The 22,385-nt window shown below is 62.3% G+C and carries 20 protein-coding genes; 7 read left to right on the top strand and 13 right to left on the bottom strand.

Going from position 1 to position 22,385, the window contains the following annotated elements; all coding sequences use genetic code 11:
• Window position 1: 1 nt before the first annotated feature.
• The 4 genes from trpS to ADIAG_RS07140 form a co-directional block, all read right to left on the bottom strand.
• On the bottom strand, window positions 2-1,039 hold the full coding sequence (gene trpS, locus ADIAG_RS07125) for a tryptophan--tRNA ligase (protein ID WP_007270662.1): 1,038 nt from the start codon (window positions 1,037-1,039) through the stop codon (window positions 2-4).
• A 16-nt stretch (window positions 1,040-1,055) separates the two neighbouring features.
• The gene (locus tag ADIAG_RS07130) at window positions 1,056-1,901 is read right to left on the bottom strand and encodes an exodeoxyribonuclease III (RefSeq protein ID WP_007270663.1); all 846 of its coding nucleotides are present in this window, start codon (window positions 1,899-1,901) and stop codon (window positions 1,056-1,058) included.
• Window positions 1,902-1,983: 82 nt separating this feature from the next.
• A complete protein-coding gene (locus ADIAG_RS07135) occupies window positions 1,984-2,508 on the bottom strand; it encodes a hypothetical protein (protein WP_007270664.1) in 525 nt (174 codons plus the stop codon).
• 175 nt (window positions 2,509-2,683) lie between these two features.
• Window positions 2,684-3,511 (bottom strand): GAP family protein, encoded by an 828-nt coding sequence (locus ADIAG_RS07140; RefSeq protein ID WP_007270665.1) that lies wholly within the window; start codon window positions 3,509-3,511, stop codon window positions 2,684-2,686.
• A gap of 244 nt (window positions 3,512-3,755) precedes the next feature.
• Here ADIAG_RS07140 and ADIAG_RS07145 point away from each other — a divergent pair, with 244 nt between their 5' ends.
• Both ADIAG_RS07145 and ADIAG_RS07150 read left to right on the top strand, forming a co-directional pair.
• The gene (locus ADIAG_RS07145) at window positions 3,756-4,991 is read left to right on the top strand and encodes a sensor histidine kinase (RefSeq protein WP_007270666.1); all 1,236 of its coding nucleotides are present in this window, start codon (window positions 3,756-3,758) and stop codon (window positions 4,989-4,991) included.
• Window positions 4,988-5,701, top strand: coding sequence for a response regulator (locus ADIAG_RS07150; RefSeq protein ID WP_007270667.1), 714 nt, complete (start codon window positions 4,988-4,990; stop codon window positions 5,699-5,701). The genes ADIAG_RS07145 and ADIAG_RS07150 overlap by 4 nt, the downstream gene beginning before the upstream one ends.
• 256 nt (window positions 5,702-5,957) lie before the next feature.
• On the opposite strand, the gene ADIAG_RS07155 is transcribed toward ADIAG_RS07150, so the two are convergent.
• The gene (locus ADIAG_RS07155) at window positions 5,958-6,854 is read right to left on the bottom strand and encodes a LysR family transcriptional regulator (protein ID WP_007270668.1); all 897 of its coding nucleotides are present in this window, start codon (window positions 6,852-6,854) and stop codon (window positions 5,958-5,960) included.
• A gap of 114 nt (window positions 6,855-6,968) precedes the next feature.
• On the opposite strand from ADIAG_RS07155, the gene ADIAG_RS07160 reads away from it, so the two are divergent.
• The 4 genes from ADIAG_RS07160 to ADIAG_RS07175 all read left to right on the top strand — a co-directional run bounded on the left by ADIAG_RS07160 (window position 6,969) and on the right by ADIAG_RS07175 (window position 11,390).
• Complete coding sequence (locus ADIAG_RS07160; RefSeq protein ID WP_007270669.1) at window positions 6,969-8,261, top strand: cytochrome P450; 1,293 nt, start codon at window positions 6,969-6,971, stop codon at window positions 8,259-8,261.
• A gap of 65 nt (window positions 8,262-8,326) precedes the next feature.
• Window positions 8,327-8,650, top strand: a complete 324-nt coding sequence (locus ADIAG_RS07165; RefSeq protein WP_007270670.1) for a 2Fe-2S iron-sulfur cluster-binding protein — start codon at window positions 8,327-8,329, stop codon at window positions 8,648-8,650.
• Window positions 8,651-8,655: 5 nt separating this feature from the next.
• Complete coding sequence (locus ADIAG_RS07170; protein ID WP_007270671.1) at window positions 8,656-9,906, top strand: NAD(P)/FAD-dependent oxidoreductase; 1,251 nt, start codon at window positions 8,656-8,658, stop codon at window positions 9,904-9,906.
• An 83-nt stretch (window positions 9,907-9,989) separates the two neighbouring features.
• On the top strand, window positions 9,990-11,390 hold the full coding sequence (locus ADIAG_RS07175; protein ID WP_007270672.1) for an MFS transporter: 1,401 nt from the start codon (window positions 9,990-9,992) through the stop codon (window positions 11,388-11,390).
• Between the two features lie 87 nt (window positions 11,391-11,477).
• Here the strand turns inward: ADIAG_RS07175 and ADIAG_RS07180 are convergent, their stop codons facing one another.
• Window positions 11,478-12,395 (bottom strand): LysR family transcriptional regulator, encoded by a 918-nt coding sequence (locus ADIAG_RS07180; RefSeq protein ID WP_007270673.1) that lies wholly within the window; start codon window positions 12,393-12,395, stop codon window positions 11,478-11,480.
• 134 nt (window positions 12,396-12,529) lie between these two features.
• Here ADIAG_RS07180 and ADIAG_RS07185 point away from each other — a divergent pair, with 134 nt between their 5' ends.
• Window positions 12,530-13,930, top strand: coding sequence for an MFS transporter (locus tag ADIAG_RS07185; RefSeq protein ID WP_007270674.1), 1,401 nt, complete (start codon window positions 12,530-12,532; stop codon window positions 13,928-13,930).
• A gap of 85 nt (window positions 13,931-14,015) precedes the next feature.
• Here the strand turns inward: ADIAG_RS07185 and ADIAG_RS07190 are convergent, their stop codons facing one another.
• From ADIAG_RS07190 to glyA, 7 genes are all read right to left on the bottom strand, one after another.
• On the bottom strand, window positions 14,016-15,086 hold the full coding sequence (locus tag ADIAG_RS07190; RefSeq protein ID WP_043473985.1) for an ABC transporter ATP-binding protein: 1,071 nt from the start codon (window positions 15,084-15,086) through the stop codon (window positions 14,016-14,018).
• 38 nt (window positions 15,087-15,124) lie between these two features.
• On the bottom strand, window positions 15,125-16,717 hold the full coding sequence (locus ADIAG_RS07195; protein WP_051059853.1) for an ABC transporter permease: 1,593 nt from the start codon (window positions 16,715-16,717) through the stop codon (window positions 15,125-15,127).
• Window positions 16,718-16,722: 5 nt separating this feature from the next.
• Window positions 16,723-17,757: an iron ABC transporter substrate-binding protein gene (locus ADIAG_RS07200; protein WP_007270677.1), complete on the bottom strand. Its 1,035-nt coding sequence runs from the start codon at window positions 17,755-17,757 to the stop codon at window positions 16,723-16,725.
• Window positions 17,758-18,214: 457 nt separating this feature from the next.
• A complete protein-coding gene (locus ADIAG_RS07205) occupies window positions 18,215-19,330 on the bottom strand; it encodes a fatty acid desaturase family protein (protein WP_007270678.1) in 1,116 nt (371 codons plus the stop codon).
• A gap of 345 nt (window positions 19,331-19,675) precedes the next feature.
• Window positions 19,676-20,002: an SHOCT domain-containing protein gene (locus ADIAG_RS07210; RefSeq protein WP_007270679.1), complete on the bottom strand. Its 327-nt coding sequence runs from the start codon at window positions 20,000-20,002 to the stop codon at window positions 19,676-19,678.
• Window positions 20,003-20,121: 119 nt separating this feature from the next.
• Window positions 20,122-21,003 (bottom strand): bifunctional methylenetetrahydrofolate dehydrogenase/methenyltetrahydrofolate cyclohydrolase, encoded by an 882-nt coding sequence (locus tag ADIAG_RS07215; protein ID WP_007270680.1) that lies wholly within the window; start codon window positions 21,001-21,003, stop codon window positions 20,122-20,124.
• A gap of 62 nt (window positions 21,004-21,065) precedes the next feature.
• Window positions 21,066-22,352 carry a serine hydroxymethyltransferase gene (gene glyA, locus ADIAG_RS07220; protein WP_007270681.1) on the bottom strand — a complete coding sequence of 429 codons (1,287 nt, stop codon included), beginning with the start codon at window positions 22,350-22,352 and terminating at the stop codon, window positions 21,066-21,068.
• Window positions 22,353-22,385 lie beyond the last annotated feature (33 nt).

Consider the following 22,385-nt stretch of genomic DNA (forward strand, 5'->3'; position numbering starts at 1 on the left):
CTTAGCGGATCCCACCCAGCGGTGCCATGAAGCCAACGCGTTCGTAGACATCGGCCAGGGTCTTCGAGGCCACCTCGCGGGCCTTGAGTGCGCCGGCGGCAAGGATCGAATCCAGTTCCGCCGGGTCTTCGAGCAGTTCCAGCGTTCTGGTGCGCACCGGGGTCAGGGCCTCGACCACCGCATCGGCAACGGCAACCTTCAGGTGCCCGTACATTTTGCCCTCAAACTCGTTGACTAGGACGGGGACAGCGGTCCCGGTGACGGCCGAGAGAATTTCTAGCAGGTTGGTGACCCCGGGCTTATTGGCTCGGTCGTGCGCCACCACCGTGTCATCGTCGGTGACGGCGGATTTGATGCGCTTGGCCACAAGCTTCGGCTCGTCAAGCACATTGATCAGGCCGTTGGGGCTGGCCGCGGATTTGGACATCTTCGAGGTGGGGTTCTGCAGATCGTAGATGCGCGCCCCCTCCTTCTGGATGAAGGCCTCCGGGACCACAAAGGTCTCACCGAAACGGTGGTTGAAGCGGTTGGCCAGGTCCCTGGCCAGCTCCACGTGCTGGCGCTGGTCATCGCCCACCGGGACACCCTGGGGCTGGTAGAGCAGGATGTCGGCGGCCATCAGCACGGGGTAGGTGAATAGTCCCACCGATGCGACGTCCGCACCGCCCTTGGAGCTCTTGTCCTTGAACTGAGTCATCCGGCTGGCCTCTCCGAAGCCGGTGATGCAGTTGAATACCCAAGCCAGCTGAGCATGCTCGGGGACCTGTGACTGGACGAAGAGCGTTGACTTCTGAAGGTCGATGCCGCCGGCAATGTACTGGGCTGCGGTGACCCGGGTGCGGTTGCGCAGCTCGGCCGGCTCCTGCGGCACGGTGATCGCGTGCATATCGGGGATGAAGAAGAACGCCTCGTAGTCGTCCTGGGCCTTGACCCAGTTGACCAGTGCACCGAGGTAGTTGCCCAGGTGCAGCGAGTCCGCGGAGGGCTGCATGCCCGATAGGACGCGCGGGCGGTTGGTGGTGGCGAGTGTTTCGCTCATGGGATGAAGTGGTCCTTTAGAACTGGTAGTCGATAACCAACGGTGCGTGGTCGGAGAAGCGCAGATCGTAGGCCGAGGCACGGTCTACGTGGGATTTGATGGCCTTCGCCGTGAGCTGCGCGGTGGCCATGTGGTAATCGATGCGCCAACCAGCATTATTGTCGAAGGCTTGTCCGCGGAAGGACCACCAAGTGTAGGGACCCTGGGCTTCGGGGCCGGCCAGTTCGCGTGCAACGTCCTTGTACCCAATGTCCTCGCCGAAGAACCCGTCGAAGTAGGCGATCTCCTCGTCCATCACGCCGGCGCGCTTATTGTGGTTCGGCTTCCAGTTCTTGATGTCCTTCTCGGTGTGCACGACGTTCAAATCGCCCACCACCAGCACGTGGTCCTTCTCGTTCTTCAGCTCGACCAGGCGCACATTCATGCGCTCCAGGAAACGGTACTTGTCCACCTGCTTCTGGGTGTTCAGCTCCCCGGAGTGCACGTAGGCGGAGACCACGCACAGCGTGCTGCCGTCTTCCATGGTGAAGTCCGCTTCCACCCAGCGCCCGGATTCGGCGAAGTATTCCTCGCCGATGTCCCCGCGCACGGCGGTCGGCTCGGCGCGCGAAAGCACCGCCACTCCGGCGCGGCCCTTGTCCTTGGCTTCGGCGTGCAGAATGTGCCAGCCCTCGCCGGTCAGCTCGCGCACGATCGCATCGGGTGCGCGGACTTCCTGCAGGCACAGCACATCCACGTCGCGAGCGGCGATCCAATCGGCCATGTTGCGTTTGTAGGCAGCACGGATGCCGTTGACATTCACCGAGGCAACGCGCAGCGCGCGCTCGGACTTGGCCAGGATCTCTTCTGAGGTAGGTATCACGCCATCCAGCTTACAGATAGTTGTTCAAGGGTTTGCCGGTCCCGGCATCGGGGTGTCGTCAAGCCGGCGGTAGCACCGGAAATTAGTCGATGACCTCGCCGGTCATCGGTTCGCCACGGCCGGAGGGCTTCATCATGTCACGGGCGTTGGAGGCCGTGATTTCGATGGTCTCCAACGCGCGGTCAACCATGCCCTGGGCGTCTTCGCCTTCCTTGAGACGGTATTCGTTCACGACGCCGACCTGCACCTGGACGATCTTGAACGAATGATCAAGTTTCAGATCGCGATTCCGGGTGGCTTCGTCCAACACCACGGGTCCCGCCGAGGGACCGCTTCGGCCCTGCGATGCCGCGGCCGCGGTGGCAGCCTTCAGCTGGCTGGTCATTTTTGCCGCGCCACGTTTGAGACCAAAGACCAGGAATGCCGAAAGCAACAGCCAACCCAGCGAGATCACGACCACCAACCAGCCAATGACGTCGTTCTGGTTTGCCGCAAAAACGACTGCCACCAGAAAGATCGTGACCATGACGGCCAACGAGAGGGTGGATGCATTGATCGTGACTTTTTTGCCCTGCGCGGGGGCCGAGCTACTTCCGAGGGGTTCCATGGTCTTATTCTCTCAAATCCGCGCGAGCGTCATCGTATCCAAGCCTGAATTACGATTGTTAGCTTAATCGGATTCAGCGTCCCTGGGGCGCGGCTTCATCCGGGGACGGTCCCGAGCATTGCCCGGGGTTCCCCAGGCGTCGTGTTCTACGGCCGCCGGGAACGGGTGCCCCGTCTTATTTGAACGGGTTCCAGCCCGCCGTGGGAAACAGGAATGTCAACGATGAGCGCACCAGCAAAAATCCGATGATACCCACGATCCACGGCATCATTTCCGCTGATGATTTGGTGAGCCATGCCGACAGTCGTTCGAAGGACCTTTGCAGCCGTTGGCCCGCAACCGCCCTGACACCGATGACGACAAACCCCGGAAGCAGCATCACCAGGCAGTAAACCACCAGCAGCCCGGCTTGCACGGGCATTGCGTAATTGCTTTGAGTTAGCAGTCCAATGGCTGCAAGGTAGGGGAGCATGGTGGGTAGCTCCAGCAGTCCGGCCGTGACGCCCAGAACTGCGATCCCCCATTTGCTGTCGAGTGCTTTGTCCAGACGGCGGCTCCAGCGACCCTCCGCCGCCGGAGCTGTAACAGGCTGCCCGGCACTGGTGCCTGCCGTCCATCCATCGCCACTTCCGGCTCTGGGGACCTCACCGGTGACAGTCACCGGGTTCGGCGCCAGCGGCTTACTCAGGATCGGTTTTTTCTTAAACGACCAGGCGATCATCCCTGCTCCGAGCAGAAGCACCACCCAGCGGAAGCCGGGCGAGCCCATGAGTGCGTCAGTGAATCCGGTGTTGATCTGGTTCACCCCTCCGAGCATGAGCAGACCAACGGCCAAATAGAAGGCGCCGATGACTGCGAGGTAAGCGACGGCCGACCCCAGGTCGCCGCGCTTTTTTGCACGAAGCACCAGCCACACCGGTATCACCAGTGTTCCGATACTGGTGGCATCGATCAGGGCCAGCAGGGCCAGGGAGGCGAATAGTCCGGCAGTTCCAAGCATCATGCTTCCAGCTTCCCTTGGATCGGGACGCTTTTCGTCCTGCGTCCGGAGCATCAGGGGTCATCCCTTCGTAGGACGCTGCGGCAAGGAAACCGCCGAGACAAGGGGGTTCTTTGCGACGCACGGCCGATCCGCTCTTGGTAAAAGCGTCCGGGCGTACCACGATGAGAGGGTGCCAGCCGAAACAAACGTGGCCCCGACGATAGAACCCGATCGTCGTGGGCGGATACGTCCACAGGATCTCGCCTTGGCGCTGGGCTATGCCGGGATCACCTGGCTGTTGCATGCGCTGGCGATGAACAACGATGCGCTCTGGGGATTCCAGCGGTTCGCCGCATGGTGGCCACTGCTGTTGGCCGTTGGTTGCGCGGCTGTTGCACTGCGCGGACCCAGGATCCTGACCAGCTCAGTAGTCATGGCCCTTGCCGGCATGGCGTTGTTGCTGATCGGGAGTACTGGCGGATTCTTCCTGATCTTTGAATGCATCTTCACGCTTGTCCTTTTCGGCGGTGCCCGGGTCTCAAAGCTCACGGAACATGGCACCTTGGTATTGACCGCGCTGCTGACGATAGGGATGTACTTCGTCACCGGCTCAGCGGCCATCACCGTGACCCTGGCCATAGTGTCCGCCATGGTGCTGCTCATGCCCGCGCAATGGGCAGGAAATGTTCGTCACGCCCGTGAACTGGCCTCCAGCGAAGCCCGGACCGCTGCTGCGGTGGCCGAGGCAGCCGCAGCTCGTGCCGAAGCACAAAGTGCAGAGTATGAACGGTTGCTGGTGGCCGAGCGCACCACGCTGGCTCGCGAAGTACACGATGTGCTCTCGGCCAGGCTTTCAGCAATTGCATTGCAGAGCGGAGCATCGCTGAATGTTCCGGAGAACTCGGCGCTCGCGTCCCGAGCGATGCAGGAGATCCGCACCCAGAGCGTCAACGGCATCGAGGAACTCAACTCCATGATCCGCATGCTCCATCGTGGGGATCCACTCGAACCAGCTGGATCGCTGCGCGACATCCCTGCCCTGATCCAGCTCTTCAGCAACTCCGGACTCCACGTCTCGTACGCCAACGCACTGCCGGCCTCGGGTGCGGCCCTGGACGCTTTGACCCAGGCAACCATCTATCGGAGCATCAACGAAACCCTGATCAACTTTTCCAAGCACGCACCCGAAGGCGAGTTGTCCATCTCCTTGGCACTGCACCAAGGATCGGTGCAATTCTCGGCTTCGAATCCGACTGTTCCGCGAACTTCGACCCAGGAAACAGCCGCAGCTGCCGGCGGGACGGGCACCGGGCTGCTGAGCATGCGTGCAAGAACCAAGGAAATGGGTGGATCCTTCCGTGTCTCAACGGAACTCGATACGTTCGCCGTATGCATGCTGTTACCCCTACACACCAGCTTCCCGAATGCGGCAAGCCCGGGTGAAGCCTCGATTCCAGGTCCCCAGAAGAGCCCCGAACGCGTCAACAAAGGTAAAAATTGAACACCGACAAGTCACCCCGGCAGGATGCCGAAGCATTTGGGCCATCTGCCCCGGGCACGATCAACGTCTTGATCGTTGACGACCACACGGCCGTCAGATTGGGAATGCGCATGATCGTTGAATCCACCGAAGGGTTCGCTGTGGTCGGGGAGGCCGACAACGGTGCCATGGCGATCCAGCTGGCTCGCGAGCTGCAACCAGATGTCGTGCTCATGGATCTGCGGATGCCAGTGATGGACGGGATCGCTGCAACCAAGCAAATCACCGCCGAGGAACTGTCCAAGGTGTTGGTGCTCACGACCTTTGATCACGACGAATATCTTTTCGGTGCCCTCGCTGCGGGCGCGCAGGGATTCCTGCTCAAGAGTGCGTCCCCGCAGGCCATCATTTCGGGCATGCGTGCGGTGCTCAATGGCGACCAAGTCCTTGCCCCTGAAGTCACCGCCCAGATCGTGAAGGCGGCCATCGAAGCGAAACCGGAGCACCCACCTGCCATTGAAGGCGTCGACCCGCATGAGGTGCTCACCGACCGGGAGTTGCAGGTTCTCCGGGAGATCGGGGCAGGCCTGACCAATCATCGGATCGGGAGAAACCTCGGAATCAGCGAAACTACGGTGAAAACGCATGTTTCACGGGTCATGGCCAAGCTGGGGGTTTCTTCTCGGGTCCAGGCAGCACTCATCGCGCATATGACCTTCACCCGCGGTTGACCCCTGTTCTCCGCGCCCCAGCCACCGCGCCGAGAAATACGCACCCACGGCCGGCCACCATCCTGATAAAAACGGGTGTGCTTCTGCGGATCCAGCTACACGCGACAGCTCTTTGATTCGGCACCCCCAACGAGGACTTCAGCTTCGGCGCTATCTCCTCCAAGCACCGTGATTCCCGATGGCCCTGGGCCTGCGTTCTTGACCACATCGTGGCGCAAGCTGCGGTGCTCACGACGGTGTCGCAGGCGAGGGTCTCTTAGCGGTGTAGTTCGATGGCAAGTTCGAGCATGGATTCCGCACTTTTGGATAGCCTGACACCGTCCTGCCAGACCATGGAAATCGGTACGGTGCGCGTGGCCGGATGGATCCGCCGGACCGCCACCGACCGTCCCTCGTAGGACAAGTCAGAGACGGGCCGTTGGACCAGGATGGCGTATCCCATGCCGCGAGCGACCATTGAGCGAGTCACCTCGAAGTCGGTGGTGCGGAATCGGATCCATGGTGAGAGCCCTGCCGCGGAGAACATCATTTCGGTGTTTTCGCGGCTCGGGTTCACATCGAGCAGGATCATCGGCTCATCGACGAGTTCGGCCAGGGCAACTTGGGGCTGTGCGGCCAAGCGATGCTCGGCCGGGAGCACCACCGCAGGTACGGCATCGCCCAACCGCTTGTGGGCCAACCCGGACGGGAGCGTGAGTTCATAGGCGATGGCCAGATCCAGTTCGCCGGAGAGCAACCGCTCATGGATTTCCTGCTGGGTGCCAGCATAGAAGTCCAGTTCCACTTCCGGGTACCGGGTCCCGTACTCGGCCATGAGTTCGGTCAACAGCGTGGGAGCCAGGGACAGATAGCACCCAACAGCGACCTTGCCGCGCAGGGTGCTGCCGGCGTCGGCTGCCATGCCCTGCAGATCCGTGGCCGCATGCAGTAGTCCCCTGGCTTGGGACAAAACGTACTGCCCCGAAGGGGTCAGGCTAACTCCGTGGGCTTTGCGCCGGATGGTCAGCTGGGAATTGAAGGCGCGCTCGAGTTCATTAAGCGCCCCGGTAATGGCCGAGGGCGAGAGCAGCATGGCGGTTGCCGCCGCAGCGATGGAGCCGTGCTCTCCAACTGCAACAAAGCATTCCAGCTGACGCAAGGTAAACCGCGCCACAACACCTCACTAAAACCGTGGATACTTCCCTGAAACTCGTACTTTACCCGATGTTATGTGTTGGGTCACACTGGTGGGCAAGTAGTCGGCCGATATCTCAGGAGATCCACAACCATGAGCGCAACCAATGCCCCCGCAGCCACGTGCCCCTTTTCCGGAGACACCGGAACCCCCGCACCCTCTTCGGAAAACCTTCGGGATTCGGTGGTTCCTGGGCTGCCGCAGACGTCGGCCGGAGTAGAAGCGCCCGTGGCGGACTGGGTGACCATCCCGGATCTGTATGCGGACCCCTTCCCGATTTACCAGCGCATGCGCTCCGAGTCGCCGGTCCACTGGGTACCGGCGGTCAACCGCTACATGGTGACTTCCTACGCCGCCTGTCACGAAATCGAACAGGACGAAGACCGATTCTCCGCCGACGAAAAAAACTCCCTGATGAAGCGTTCCATGGGACACTCGATGCTGCGCAAAGACAACCCCGAGCACCAGGTGGACCGCGATTCCTACGGTTCCACGCTGCGTCCGGGCACCATCAAGAAGCACTGGAACGAGATCTTCGCGGCCAACAACGAGAAGTACCTCGGTGAGCTGCTTGCCAAAGGCCCCGGCGCCGATTTCGTCTGGGACTATGCGGCGCCCTACACCGCCGAGAACCTCCGGTTGATCTGCGGTTTCCACAACGCCACGCAGGAAGACCTGCAGCGCTGGAGCCAGACCATGATCGACGGGACCGGAAACTACGCCGACGATCCAGACGTATGGGACAAGAGTGCAGCCTCCTCGGCCGAGGTCGATGCGGCCATCGACGAGATGCTGCCCCTCCTGGCCAAAAACCCGGACAACTCCCTGCTCTCCGGACTCGCTTCCCTACCCATCCCGCTCGAAGCCATCCGGGCCAACCTGAAAATGACCATCGGAGGCGGACTGAACGAACCACGCGACGTGCTGGCCACCACCGTCTGGGCCTTGCTGAACCACTCGGATCAGCTCGAAGCAGTGAAGAAAAATCCCAAGCTGCACGCGACGGCCTTCGAAGAATCCGTACGCTGGGTCGCGCCCATTGGCATGTACCCCCGCGAGACCACCCAGGATGTGGTGCTGGAGGGAGTCAGCTTGCCCCAGGGCTCCCGGCTCGGCGTGGTGCTGGGTGCAGCCAACCGCGACCCCGAGGTATTCGAAGACCCGGAGGCCTTCAATATCTTCCGCCCCAAGAAACCGCACCTGGGTTTCGGCGGCGGCGTGCACTTCTGCGCCGGAACGTGGATCGCCCGAGCCCAGGTTGCCCAGATCGCCATGCCCGCACTCTTCGAACGGATCCCGGACTTGCGCTTGGATCCCTCGGCCGTCAGCGTCGACGCCGGCTGGGTCTTCCGCGGCATGACCAAAATGCCAGTCACCTGGGGATAGTCCCGCGATAAGCCGGAATCCACACCACCCACCCCCATTCTTCGAGCCCTCCTAAGGAACGCCCCATGCCTACCATCACCTTCACCCAGCCCACCGGCGAGGCCACCGAGATTGCCGTCGCTGAGGGCACCTCCCTCATGCGCGCCGCCGTCACCAACGGCGTCGAGGGCATCGTCGGCGAGTGCGGAGGCCAAGCCATGTGCGCCACCTGCCACATCTACGTCCGCCCCGAGTTCGCCGACCAGCTGCCGCCCATCAGCGACGACGAAGACGAAATGCTCGACTGCACCACCGCCGAGCGCACCGACGCCTCACGGCTGGGCTGCCAGGTTAAGATGACGGATCAGCTGTCGAGCATCGTCGTCGATGTTCCCTCGGACCAGGAGTAATAGCCATGAACAACGTGTCCGCCAAGGACTCCGTCGTGATCATCGGTGCGGGCCAGGCTGGTCTCCAAGTTGCCGACTCACTGCGCAGCGAAGGCTTTGCCGGGCCCATCACCCTACTCAATGGCGAGGCCATCCTCCCCTACCAGCGCCCACCTTTATCCAAGGACTACCTGGGTATCGATTCACCAGCTACTGCCCTTCCGCTGCGCGGACCGGACTTCTTCACCACCCAGGACATCACCTTGCATCCTGGTGCCGCAGCAGCCGTGGACACTCAGGCACGCCGAGTCACCCTGACGGATGGCTCGGCTCTGGACTACACGCACCTGGTCTTTGCCACCGGTGCGGCCAATCGCCAACTGCCTTGCCCAGGTGCCGATCTGCCCGCAGTGCACGCACTGCGCACGCTCTTCGATGCCGAGCGCCTGCAGGCGGCGCTGGCCACCGCACGCAAGGTTGTGGTGATCGGAGCCGGGTTCATCGGTCTGGAGTTCGCTGCCGCCGCCCGGGCCCGCGGCGTGGAGGTCACGGTGCTCGAATACGCACCGCGTCCCATGGGACGGGCACTCTCGGCCACCGCTTCCGACTGGTTCGCCGCGCGGCACCGCAGCGATGGGATCGATCTGCGCCTGAACGAGGGCGTGACGGCCATCCACACCGAGGGCGCGGGGCTGTCCGTCGAATCCACGGCAGGCAGCCACTACCCGGCGGACCTGGTGCTCTACGGAGTGGGCGTGAACGCGCGCACGGAACTGGCCGAGGCCGCGGGCTTGGCCACAGACAACGGGATCTTGGTAGATTCCTCGCTGCGCACCGCGGTGGACGGTGTCCTGGCAATCGGCGACTGCGCGTCCTTCCCCCAGGCGGGCACCGGAGCACGTATCCGGCTCGAATCGGTGCAGAACGCCACCGATCATGGGAGACATGCAGCCCGCAGCATCATGGGTCAGAACACCGACTATGCACAAACCCCGTGGTTCTGGAGCACCCAAGGCAGAATCCGCCTGCAGATTGCCGGAATCTCTGACCCCTCGGACGAGCCAGTGGTACTCGGCGACCCTGCAAACGGGAAATTCTCCATCGCACTACTGCGAGACGGGGTGTTGGCAGCAGTGGAGTCCATCAACAGTCCGGCAGACCACGTTGCCGCCCGAAAGTTGGTTGCCGCGTCGGTGGCCCTACCGATGGAGGTCCTCTCTGCTCCAGGGTTCTCCCTCAAGAACTTCGCAAAGACGGTGTTGGCCGTTCCGGCTTGAGCCCCGCGCGGGTTCCGGTGAGCTATCACCGAGCCGCGGAAAACCTTCCCATCGCCCACAGTCACATATCGCAGGAGCACTTCATGAGCTTCGTCCACACCCGCACCCCGGCTCAACGCGCCACCCAGCGCCGGGTCGCTTTTGCCACCGTCATCGGCACCACCATCGAATGGTACGACTTCTTCATCTATGCCACCGCTGCCGGCCTGATCTTCGCCGAGCTGTTCTTCAAGCCGGCAGGCGCACAGATTGGTCTGCTGTTGTCCTTCGCCTCGGTCGGCATTTCGTTCCTCTTTCGTCCCTTGGGGGCCTTCCTTGCCGGGCACTTCGGTGACAAGATCGGCCGCCGAGCCGTGCTCGTGATCACCCTGATCGCCATGGGAGCCGCGACCACGCTGATCGGAGTGCTACCGACCTACGCCACGGCCGGGGTCATTGCCCCGATCCTGTTGTTGCTCCTGAGAATCTTGCAAGGCATCTCCGCTGGCGGGGAATGGGGCGGCGCGGTCCTGATGGCCGTCGAGCACGCGCCCCAGGACCGTCGCGGCCGCGCCGGGGCCTTCCCACAGCTCGGGGTTCCGCTGGGCATGCTCCTGGCCTCGGGCACGATGGCGATCATGACCGGGATCGTGTCCCCCGGCGAACAGTTCATCCAGTGGGGTTGGCGCGTGCCTTTCCTGCTCAGCTTTGTGCTGATCATCGTGGGGTACCTGATCCGCCGCACCGTGGAGGAATCGCCGATCTTCGAAGAAATTGCCGCCAAGAAGCAGCAGACCAAGGTTCCGGTCATCGAACTCTTCCGCAAGCACTGGCGGCTAGTCATCATCGCCGCGCTGGTCTTCGCGGGCAACAACGCCGCAGGCTACATGACCACCGGTGGGTTCCTCCAGGCCTACACAACCAACCCGGAAGGCCCGGTCGGGCTGGAACGCACCCCCGTGCTCATCGCCGTCTCCTTTGCCGCCATCATGTGGTTCGCATTCACCCTGCTTTCCGGCTTCCTGGCCGACGCAATCGGACGCAAACGCACGTACCAGATTGGCTTCGTCGCTCAGGCCTTGTGCGTCTTCCCGCTGTTCTGGCTGGTGAACACCGGCTCTTTGGGCATGCTTTATCTCGCCTTTGCACTGTTCTCCGTTGGCTTGGGGCTGACCTACGGGCCCCAAGCCGCTCTGTACTCGGAGCTCTTCCCAGCCTCGGTGCGTTTCTCCGGAGTTTCCATCTCCTATGCGCTGGGTGCGATCATCGGCGGAGCATTCGCACCGATGATCGCCACTGCGCTGGTCCAAGCAACCGGCACCACAGCCTCGGTATCGATCTATCTCTTGGTCATGACCCTGATCTCACTCACGGCGGTGTCCCTGCTGCGCGACCGCAGCGGAATCGATCTCTCGATCACCAACCAGGCCGAACAGGAAATCGGGGCCACCATCTTCGACACCCGAACCCCAAGCACCGGGCAACCAGCCAACACCCTCGGCTAGGCGCTGCACCGCCTTCGGTTTTCCAGCACTTTTAGACCGCTGTCCATTCCCCGTGATGAGGGGACATGGAGAGCGGTCGGTGTTGCTTCAGCCCTGGTTCCAGGCCCCGGCCATGGTCTGGATGCCGTGCTCCACGAGGGTGAGCGCCCGCGGCCCGAGGGTGGAAGACCTCGGCCAGATGGCCACGACGGAGGTGGGGCTGTTGGGCGGTTCAAGCTCACGAAGGGCCACGGGCAACCCTTCCAAGGTGTGTGGCGGATTGTTGGGTCGTGAATAGAGCAGTCCGTAGCCCAGCCCGCGGCCGATCATGGCGTTGACCAGAGTCACTTGGGGAAGCGTATAGGCAATGTTGGGACTCAGATCGGCCTCGGCGAAAAGCCTGCGCGTGTTTTCGGTGCTGGGACTGGATTCGTAGTCGACCAGCGGCTCAGCCTCCAATTCGGCCAGACTAATCGATTCCTTGGCTGCCAGCCGGTGACCGGGGTGCAACACCACTTCCAGCTGCGTCTCGTAGATCGTGCGTTTGGTGAAACCGCTGGGCAGCAGCAGGTCGTAGACCAGGGCAAAATCAAGTTCCCCACTCTCCAGCGCCGGGAGCAGGTCGTCGTGGGTGCCAACACTGACTTTAACGTCGATTCCCGGTTGCACGGCACGGAATCCCTCGAGCATCGAGGGAACCACATGACTGGCAAAGGACGAGAAGCAGCCCATGGACACCGGACCCCGCAACGTTCCATCGGAACGGGGAAAGGAGTCCCCAAGCTCCTCGGCGTCGGCAACAATGCGCGCGGCCCGCGCCGCGAAGTACTGGCCTGCCGGGGTCATCCGCACCCCGAGGGATTTGCGGCGCACACACAGCTGCTCCCCGGCGATCCGTTCCACCGCGGTGATCGCCTGGGACAACGCTGATTCGGAGATGTTCAGTTCCGAGGCCGCAGACCCCAAGGTTGAGTGCCGCGGGAGCTCGGCCAGCAGTTCAAGCTGGCGTAGGGAAAAACGTACCATTCTTCAGTCCAATCAAAGATGATGTACACCTATTTGAAGTTTACTCAATCATCGTGGCCTGCAACACTAGCGTGTGACCGTGCTTACGCGAGCGGGTCAATCAAGTCAGAGCACCCCGCTCGAAGAGGAGCACCATGAGCACCACCCACGACCGCACCACGGCCCAGCGCGCCACCCAGCGCCGGGTCGCCTTTGCCACGGTTATCGGCACCACCATCGAGTGGTATGACTTCTTTGTCTACGCAACCGCCGCCGGGCTGATCTTCGCCGAGCTGTTCTTCAAGCCGGCCGGCGCCCAGATCGGTTTGTTGCTGGCCTTCGCCTCCGTGGGCATTTCGTTCCTCTTCCGCCCGCTGGGCGCCTTCCTGGCCGGACACTACGGTGACAAGATCGGCCGTCGGGCGATGCTGGTGATCACCCTGATCATGATGGGCGCAGCAACGACCCTCATCGGTGTGCTGCCGACCTACGCCACCGCAGGGGTCATCGCACCGATCATGCTGTTGATACTGCGCATCCTGCAGGGCATCTCCGCCGGCGGCGAATGGGGCGGGGCGGTTCTGATGGCCGTCGAGCACGCACCCAAGGACCGCCGCGGCCGCGCCGGGGCCTTCCCACAGCTCGGTGTCCCACTGGGCATGCTCCTGGCCTCCGGTGTCATGGCACTGATGACGGGGGTTATCTCCCCCGGGGAGCAGTTCATCGAGTGGGGCTGGCGCGTGCCGTTCCTCTTGAGCATCGTGCTGATCGTCGTGGGCTTCCTGGTGCGCCGCTCGGTGGAAGAATCCCCGATCTTCGAGGAGATCGCCGCCAAGAAGCAGCAGACCAAGGTCCCGATCGTCGAGCTCTTCCGCAAGCACTGGCTGCTGGTCATCCTCGCCGCACTGGTCTTCGCGGGCAACAACGCTGCCGGCTACATGACCACCGGCGGATTCATCCAGGCCTACACCACGGACCCCGACGGGCCCATCGGCTTTGAGCGCACAGATGTGCTGATCGCCATCGCCTTTGCCGCAGCCATGTGGTTAATCTTCACCCTGCTCTCGGGCTATCTGGCTGACAAGATCGGACGCAAGCGCACCTACCAAATCGGGTTCACAGCCCAGGCGTTGGTGCTCTTCCCACTCTTCTGGATGATCAACACCGCCTCGCTGCCCATGCTTTACCTCGCCTTCGCACTCTTCGCGGTCGGTCTGGGCCTGTCCTATGGCCCACAGGCGGCCTTGTACTCCGAGTTGTTCCCGGCATCGGTCCGTTTCTCCGGCGTATCCATTTCCTACGCCCTGGGTGCCATCATCGGCGGTGCCTTCGCCCCGATGATCGCCACCGCTCTGGTGCAGGCCACGGGATCGACGACTTCGGTCTCGATCTATCTCGTGATCATGACGCTCATTTCACTGACCGCGGTGTCGCTGCTGCGCGACCGTCAGGGCATCGACCTCTCGATCAACAACCAGGCCGAACAGGAAATCGGGGCCACCATCTTCGACAAGCGCAAGCACGTCGAAGAAGCCCCCGCCGTCACCGTCGGCTAACGCCCCCCGCATTTTGCGGAAACGGCTGTGGCCCGCGCCTTACGAGGTGCGGGCCACAGCTATTTCTGTAGTGGATAGCGTCCGGCTATTCGGCGGCGAAGGCCACGCCCTCGCCGATGACCCGCAGGTTCAGTTCCATGCCGGGCCGCGCCATGGAGGCATTCCAATGTCGGATGGTGATGATCTCGCCGCCGCCGTCCAAACCCGGGACCGGCAAAAGCTTGATCCGCACCGTGGTTTCTGGACCAAAGAACACGGTGTCGACGACTGTCCCCCTGATGGGCCCATCAGCGGTGATACGGATCTGTTCGGGGCGCAGCATTAGCCGCACCCGGCCTTGGATCGTTGCATGGCGCACCGGAATGCCGCCCAAGGAACATGTCGCCAAGGATCCTTGAAGCAGCGCATCGAGCATCACTGCGTCGCCCAGGAACTCGGCGGTATCCAGGTCCGCGGGCCGAGTGTAAACGGAGAACGGTGTGCCGGTCTGCGCCAGGGTTCCCCCGCGCATGACTGCCACCTGGTCGGCAAAAGACAATGCCTCAGCTTGATCGTGGGTGACCAGAATCGTGGTAATTTCCGCGGCATGCAAGACATCGGCCACGGCCTTGCGGGTGGCCACGCGCAACCCGGCATCAAGTGCCGAGAATGGCTCGTCCAGCAACATCAGCTTGGGCTTGCGGGCCAGCGCCCGGGCCAGGGCCACGCGCTGCTGCTGGCCGCCGGAGAGTTCGTGCGGGCGTCGCTCACCCATGGCGGACTCAAGCGAAACCATGTCCAGCAGTTCGGCCACGCGCTTGGCATTGGCGGCCCGCCCCACGGGATTCCAGGCATGGTCCAACCCGAAGCCAATATTTTGGGCCACCGTCAGGTGTGGGAACAGTGCACCGTCCTGCGCCACGTACCCGATTTCCCTCCGGTGCGCCGGTACCCAGGCGTCCCCGGCGACCATCCGGTTGTTCAGTTCGATCGTCCCGGCATCCGGGGTCTCGAAGCCAGCGATCAGCCGCAGCAAGGTGGTCTTTCCCGATCCCGAAGGGCCAACGATCGCCGTGGTTCCTCCCTCATTCAGGGCAAGGTCGACTCCCTTGAGGACTTCCTTGGAACCAAAGCCCTTCACCAGATTGCTGGTGCGCAGGAACTTGACGGCAGGCATGAGTCCGTAGAACTTATGGGCCTGAGGGATTTCGGTAGTCACTGGCCGGCCGCTTTCTTTGACTGTTGGAACAGCACGTAGGTCATGGGGATGGATATCAGGATCATCAGCAACGCGTACGGCGCGGCCCCGGCATAGTCGATCTCGCTGCTCTTGGCCCAGAATGCTGTTGCTAGGGTGCGGGTTCCATTGGGTGCCAACAGCAAGGTGGCGGTCAGTTCGTTGACGATGGCCAGGAACACCAGTGCAGCTCCCCCGGCAGCCGCCGGAGCGCACAGGCGCAAGGTGACGCGGAAGAAAGCCACCGCCGGTGAGCGGCCCAGTGAGCGTGCAGCTTCCTCAAGTTCGCGCGGCGCTTGGGAAAGCCCGGCGCGCAGGTTCACCAACGCGCGCGGCAGGAAAAGGAGCACGTAGGCCGCCAGCAGCACGTAGGCGCTCTGGTAGATCCCCGGGACCAATCGGATGGCGACCGTGACGAAAGCCAGACCCACCACGATGCCCGGCATCGAGCTGGTGATGTAGTTGGACAGTTCCAGCAGCTTGCTGAACCAATTGGCATGGCGCACGGCCAAGAATGCCATGGGGAAGGCCACGACACAGGTCACCAGGGCGCCGGTGAGTCCGTAGCCCATGGTCTGGGCGAGCGCGGGGAAGAACTCGGTGGGGTCCCAGATGGCTATTCCCCCGGCGATGAGCCAACGCACCACCGAGTACAAGGGCACGCAGACCGAGAGCACCAGGACGGCAACCAAGAGCGATTGGGCGCCGATCTCATGGCGTCCGAGCCGCATCCTGATGGCCAGCCCTTGGGCGCCGGATCCGACGCGTGAGTATCGGGCGTTGCCACGGATCTTGGCCTCGGAGACCAAGAGCAGAAGGCACAGCAGGACTAGGACGCTGGCGAGCATGTTGCCGGCGGCCCCGTTGAAGGTGGACTGGAACTGGATCATGATTGCGGTGGTGAAGGTGTCGAAACGGATCATCGCGAAGGCGCCGTACTCGGAGAGCAGGTGTAATGCCACTAACAGGGAGCCGCCGGCCATCGCGATGCGTAGTTGCGGCAGCACCACACGGAAAAACACGGCCCACGGCCCCAAACCCAGGGAAGCCGCGGATTGCTCGATGGCCGGGTCCAGTCGGCCCAGAGTCGCTGCGACAGGGATGTAGATCAAAGGAAAATAGGACAGCGTGGCGATCAGGGTACCGGCACCCAAACCGGCGAGCGAGGGAATCGTCGAGGCCCAGGCGTAGCTGTTGACGAAGGCAGGAATCGCCAGCGGGGCGGCAAGGGCCAGCGCCCACCAACGGTGTCCGCGCAGATCCGTGCGTTCCACCAGCCAGGCGCCTCCCACTCCCAGCACGAGGCACAGCGGCAGCGTGACCACCACCAGCAGGATCGTGTTGAGCAGCAGTTCTCCGACACGTGGTCGGAAAACCAGCTCCATGACGGTGTCCCACCCGGTGGTCAACGTCATGAAAGCGACGTAGCCCAACGGAACCAGGGAGAACGCGGCAATGAGTGTTGCCAGAATGACCAGAGTCGTAGCGCCCGATGGCGGGCCAGGCCTACCGCCCTTGCCCGCCATGTTTGGGTCCCGAGATGTATCAGGCACCAGTGGAGTCATACTCATGAGTGTTACAGCAGTCCTGCCTTGGTCATCAGTTCGGCAACCTTGGCCGAATCTAGCTTGGCCGGGTCAATGCTCGGGGCCTGGAGCTCCTTCAGCGGAACCAGTTTTTCGTTGGAAGCGACATCGGATCCGACAGCGTATTCAAAGGAGGTACCGGTCTTCAGAATTTCTTGGCCCTTCTTGCCGGTGACGAACTTCAGGAATTCTTGGGCCTGTTCAGCATGCTTGGACGAAGCCAGGACGCCACCGCCGGAAACGGAGACAAAAGCCCCAGGATCCTCGTTCTTGAAATAGTACGGGGTGACGTTCTTTGAATTCTCGCCGGTTTTGGCCTGGTCGCCGTAATAGTAGTAATGGTAGATCAGCGCGGCATCGATTTCCCCGGCGTTCACTGCCTTCATGGCAGTGGAGTTGCCCTTATAGGCGGTGACGTTTTCTTTCATGCCCGCCAACCACTGCGCGGTGGCTTCTTCGCCCTTGAGCTCTAGCAGGGCAGCGACGATGGCCTGGAAGTCGGCGCCGGTCGGGGACGCGGCCCATTTGCCCTTCCACTCCGGTTTCTCCAGATCGAGCATGGACTGGGGCAGCTGGTCCTCGTCGATCTTCTTGGCGTCGTATACGAACACGGTCGATCGCGCGGCAATGCCAATCCATTTGTTGGTGGACGGACGGAAATCGGCAGGAACCTGTTCGACGGTGGCCTCGTCGATGTCTGCAAAGAGACCGGCATTTTCAACCTGCGTCATTGCGGGGGAATTCTCGGTTAGGAAGACATCCGCCGGCGAGGCATCGCCTTCCTGAATGATCTGATTGGACATCTCGGTGTCCGAGCCGTTGCGTACTGTCACCTTGATGCCGGTCTCGGCGGTGAAAGCGTCGACCCATTCCTTGGCCAGGGACTCGTGCTGAGCGTTGTAGACCGTGATCTCTCCCGCGTCCGATGCGTCGGTGGACGGAGCGTCTGAGGAGCATGCGGTCAGGCTGAGGGCTGCGGTGGCCAAGAGTGCGAGGCCAGTCAGCACGTTTTTGCGAATCGTCATGAAACGGCGCTTTCTATGGAGTGAATTCTTCCGGTGGGACCCAACGATTGACGAGGAGCCCGCTCATATAGCTTAGGTAAGACTTACCTCATTCGCTACTAAAATGCTCATCTTCTCCACGCCTTGACTGCAGGCCGAGACGGAATTCCCGCACACAGCCGGGAATCCCGCGCAGAGTACTGGATTTAACGAACAAATCCATGCTCGAATTCGGCCTACTGAGTTGACGTTTTCGCTTCTCTAGCGGACCGCTAGGCACCCGCTTTTCACCAGACGGCGCCGCTTTGGCGGGCCGGACAGCATACCCCTTGGTACAGCGTCACATTTGTCTCGCTCCCCACCCCTGAGCCACGAGCGCAAAGCATATTGCCCCCGGTGCCACGTGGGCACCGGGGGCAACAAATGTTATGCGTTTTGAATGGAAGCCGCGACGGTCATTGCCGTGACGGGCTCCGGCCTACTTGTACGGGCGGAATTCGCCGACCATCGGGCAGTCGAACGGATCACGGGCCGACAGGCCAACCTTGTTGAGGTACGTGATGACCTGGCCATAGGACTGGCTCACCGAGGTGACTGTGTAAGGCACCTTGAGCTCCTGGCAGTATTCACGCACGATCGCCGCGACACCTGCGAGGTTGGCGCGTGGCATCGACGGGAAGAGGTGGTGCTCAACCTGGTAGTTCAAACCACCAAAGACATGCGAAAGAACTCGGTTTCCGAACTTCGAGCGGGCCATGACGTTGCGGCTGGTCAGCACCTGGCGTGAGAAGAAGTCGATGCGCGACTCCTTCGGGATCATCGGCATGCCCTTGTGGTTCGGTGCGAATGAGGCACCCATGTACACGCCGAAGACGGCAAGCTGAACGCCAATGAAGGCCGAAGCGATGCCCACGGGCAGGAAGATGTAGATGGCGGCCACGTAGAGGGTCAGCCGTACGATGATCGAAATGATCTCGCGGCGACGGTCCTTGACGCGCTCTCCGGTGAACAGGTAGATCATCGACCGCATATGAAGATTAAGCCCTTCGAGGGTCAACAGCGGGAAAAACAGGTATCCCTGACGCTCGGTGATCCACTTAAGGAAGCCCTTTTGCTTCTTCGCATCCTCGGTCTGGAATGAGATGGTGTCCCATTCGATGTCCGGGTCCTTGCCAACGGTGTTGGGCATGGCGTGGTGCTTGTTGTGCTTGTTCATCCACCACTGGTAGCTGATGCCAACCACGAAGTTGGCCAAGAAGCGACCGACCCGATCGTTCGCCGGTCCGGAGGTCAAGATCTGGCGGTGCGCGGCTTCGTGGGCCAGGAACGCGAACTGGGTCAGGATGATGCCGATCGCCGCAGCGATGAGCAGCTGGAACCAGCTGTGCCCGAGCAGGACAAAACCGGTGACTGCGCCACCCAAGAGCAGCACTAAGACGCTGACAAGCCCGAGGTAGTGCCCCTTGCGGCGGCCAAGCAAGCCAGCGTCACGAACCTTAATTTTCAGGTGGCGGTAGTTGTTGGCTCCTGCAGAACCACGCGAAACACGTTGTTCCGGGGCCGAAGGGGACAATGTAGAACTCGAACTGTTCAAGGGTCACTCCCGATAAGCGAGGTAGGGCGACAATTTCAGTCGTAAGAACTGAAAGTCTCGGTTCCTATGTCTTCGATCTTACGTGCTACGCATGTGAAGCGCCTGATCGTTGAGTGTTGATACTAATTATCTGGATTCAATTCTGCGCATGAATTCCGCGTGAATCCACGGCGAAAGCGATCCTGTCCCGTCATTCCGGGATATTTCTCGTTCCCAAAATTGGCGCGACATATAACACTTGGAGAATTTGTTGTCTGCCTCACACTTGTGAAATGCCTGCAAAAACGGACCGACCCCCAGGTTGGAACACCTGGGGGTCGGCCCGAAAAGTGGTCCCTTGGGACTCTATTTCCGATTGCTACGCAGCACGTCGAGGCGCTTCCGGTATTCCGTCTCGTCGATGTCCCAGCGTGTGTACCGTTCGCGCAGGACTCCTTCGGCACTGGTGGGATCGCCCTGCATCCGGTGGCGCCAGTACCTGCGGCGGCTGAAGAAGATAAACGTGCCAATCACCCGGATCCAGAAGATCGGAATCAGAATGAACCAGCCCGGCCCGCGTCCGGTTTCCCACGCATGTGCGGGAAGGGCTGCTGCGAACACCAGCAGACCGATGACCCACCGCGGGCGCGGCGGGCGGAGCCGTCGCGTGGCAGATGCGCTGCGGGCGGTCATGGAGCAATCCTAGCCAAGGGGCTTCAGCGTCCTGTTCCGGACAGCAAACGGCCCGTGCGTGTTCCCCCTTCGGGTGAAGGGAGACCACACGGGCCGTCATTGCTCGGTGGCGGACGTGTTTAGAGTCCGGCGGCGCGCTCCGCGGACTCAACCACGTTGGCCAGCAACATGGCACGGGTCATCGGGCCCACGCCGCCCGGGTTCGGTGAGATCCAGGATGCGACCTCGTAGGCGGCAGGTTCCACGTCGCCGGTAACTACTGCCTTGCCGTTTTCATCGTTGACACGCGAGACGCCCACGTCCAGCACGATGGCGCCGGGCTTGAGGTCCTTGGCCTTGATCATGTGAGGCTGTCCGGCCGCGGCGATAACCACATCTGCCTCGGCGAGGTGCCGGGCCAGATCGGTGGTTCCGGTGTGGGCCAAGGTGACGGTCGCGTTGATGCTGCGGCGGGTCAACAGCAACCCGATCGGGCGGCCAATGGTCACCCCGCGACCGACGACCAGCACGTTCTTGCCGTTCAAATCGATGCCGTGGCGGGCCAGCAGCTCCACGCAGCCCTTGGGCGTGCACGGCAGCGGCGAGGTCATCGGGCGGTTCACGTTGGCCACCAGACGGCCCAGGTTCATCGGGTGCAGGCCGTCGGCGTCCTTGGCCGGGTCCATGGCCTCGAGGATGACGTCCTGGTCGATGTGCGCCGGAAGCGGCAGCTGGACGATGTAGCCGGTGCATTCCGGGTTCTCGTTCAGCTCGCGGACCTTGGCCAGCAACGCTTCCTGCGTGGTGTCATCGGGCAGGTCCACGCGGATCGACTTGATGCCGACCTCGGCGCAGTCCTTGTGCTTGCCGCCGACGTACCACTTCGATCCGGGATCTTCGCCCACCAGGATGGTTCCCAGCCCGGGGACGATGCCGCGGGCGGCCAGGGCCGTGACCCGTTCGGTCAGTTCGGCCTTGATGGCCTTTGCGGTTGCCTTGCCGTCAAGAATCTGTGCAGTCATGTTGAGTGGTGCTCCATTCAGGGAAGTATGTTCGCTCACGCGTGATGGGGGCCGGTGGCCGTTTACCAGTCTTCGAGGCCCTCGTAGAGCGGGAAGGCCTTGGCCAGGTTTTCCACGCGCTGGGCCAGGGCCGGGATGTCGGCGTTCCGTCCCTCGCGCAGGGCGATGCCAATGATGTCTGCGACCTCGGTGAAGGCAGCGGAGTCGAAGCCCCTGGTGGCCAGCGCGGGGGTGCCGATGCGCAGGCCCGAGGTGGTCATCGGCGGGCGCGGGTCGAAGGGCACCGAGTTGCGGTTCACGGTGATGCCGATTTCGTGTAGCAGGTCCTCGGCCTGCTTGCCATCAAGCTCCGAGTTGCGCAGGTCCACCAGGACCAGGTGCACGTCGGTGCCGCCGGTCAGCACCGAGACGCCTGCCTCGGTGACGTCCGCCGCGGTGAGACGCTCGGCCAGCAGCGTGGCACCTTCAAGGGTGCGTGCCTGGCGTTCGGCGAATTCCTCGCCGGCGGCGATCTTGAAGGCCACGGCTTTACCGGCGATGGCGTGCATCAGCGGTCCGCCCTGGTGCCCGGGGAAGACATTGGAGTTGATCTTCTTGGCCATTTCCGGGTCGTTGGTCAGGATCAGGCCCGAGCGCGGACCGGCCAGGGTCTTGTGCACCGTGGAGGTCACGACGTCGGCAAACGGAACCGGGTTCGGGTGCAGTCCCGCTGCTACCAGTCCGGCAAAGTGCGCCATGTCGACCCAGAGCTTGGCGCCGACTTCGTCGGCGATGGAGCGGAATTCGGCGAAGTCGAGCTGCCGGGGGTAGGCGGACCAGCCGGCGATGATGACCTGTGGCTTCTCGGCGAGCGCCTGCGCACGGAGCTTGTCCATGTCCACCCGGAAGGTCTCGGGGTCGACCTCATAGGCGGCGACCTCATAGAGCTTTCCGGAGAAGTTCAGCTTCATGCCGTGGGTCAGGTGTCCGCCGTGGGCCAGGGACAGTCCCAGGATCTTGTCGCCCGGCTTGATCATGGCCGAGAGCGCAGCGGCGTTGGCGCTGGCTCCGGAGTGCGGCTGGACGTTGGCGAATTTGGATCCAAAGAGTGTCTTCACGCGCTCGATGGCCAGGTTCTCGGCCACGTCCACGTGCTCGCAGCCGCCGTAGTAGCGGCGGCCCGGGTAGCCCTCGGCGTACTTGTTGGTCAGGACCGAACCCTGGGCCTCAAGGACGGCGCGCGGGGCGAAGTTCTCGGAGGCGATCATTTCCAGGGTGTCGCGCTGGCGGCCCAGCTCAAGCCTGAGGACTTCGGCGATTTCCGGATCGAGCTCTGCGAGGGATTGGTTGGTCACGGGATTCTTGCTCATGATGTTGAACTCCAATGGGTGAGGGTTGGTCTT

The organism is Paeniglutamicibacter gangotriensis Lz1y (assembly GCF_000348945.1).
In the GTDB taxonomy this organism is placed as follows: Bacteria; Actinomycetota; Actinomycetes; order Actinomycetales; family Micrococcaceae; genus Paeniglutamicibacter; species Paeniglutamicibacter gangotriensis.

Bases quoted from the DNA above. Each gene is read 5' to 3' on its own strand.
- ADIAG_RS07200 (WP_007270677.1), bottom strand. From the start codon at position 17,757: ATGACGATTCGCAAAAACGTGCTGACTGGCCTCGCACTCTTGGCCACC.
- ADIAG_RS07170 (WP_007270671.1), top strand. From the start codon at position 8,656: ATGAACAACGTGTCCGCCAAGGACTCCGTCGTGATCATCGGTGCGGGC.
- glyA (WP_007270681.1), bottom strand. From the start codon at position 22,352: ATGAGCAAGAATCCCGTGACCAACCAATCCCTCGCAGAGCTCGATCCG.
- ADIAG_RS07215 (WP_007270680.1), bottom strand. From the start codon at position 21,003: ATGACTGCACAGATTCTTGACGGCAAGGCAACCGCAAAGGCCATCAAG.
- ADIAG_RS07135 (WP_007270664.1), bottom strand. From the start codon at position 2,508: ATGGAACCCCTCGGAAGTAGCTCGGCCCCCGCGCAGGGCAAAAAAGTC.
- ADIAG_RS07160 (WP_007270669.1), top strand. From the start codon at position 6,969: ATGAGCGCAACCAATGCCCCCGCAGCCACGTGCCCCTTTTCCGGAGAC.
- ADIAG_RS07140 (WP_007270665.1), bottom strand. From the start codon at position 3,511: ATGATGCTTGGAACTGCCGGACTATTCGCCTCCCTGGCCCTGCTGGCC.
- trpS (WP_007270662.1), bottom strand. From the start codon at position 1,039: ATGAGCGAAACACTCGCCACCACCAACCGCCCGCGCGTCCTATCGGGC.
- ADIAG_RS07180 (WP_007270673.1), bottom strand. From the start codon at position 12,395: ATGGTACGTTTTTCCCTACGCCAGCTTGAACTGCTGGCCGAGCTCCCG.
- ADIAG_RS07195 (WP_051059853.1), bottom strand. From the start codon at position 16,717: ATGAGTATGACTCCACTGGTGCCTGATACATCTCGGGACCCAAACATG.
- ADIAG_RS07185 (WP_007270674.1), top strand. From the start codon at position 12,530: ATGAGCACCACCCACGACCGCACCACGGCCCAGCGCGCCACCCAGCGC.
- ADIAG_RS07210 (WP_007270679.1), bottom strand. From the start codon at position 20,002: ATGACCGCCCGCAGCGCATCTGCCACGCGACGGCTCCGCCCGCCGCGC.
- ADIAG_RS07175 (WP_007270672.1), top strand. From the start codon at position 9,990: ATGAGCTTCGTCCACACCCGCACCCCGGCTCAACGCGCCACCCAGCGC.
- ADIAG_RS07165 (WP_007270670.1), top strand. From the start codon at position 8,327: ATGCCTACCATCACCTTCACCCAGCCCACCGGCGAGGCCACCGAGATT.
- ADIAG_RS07190 (WP_043473985.1), bottom strand. From the start codon at position 15,086: ATGCCTGCCGTCAAGTTCCTGCGCACCAGCAATCTGGTGAAGGGCTTT.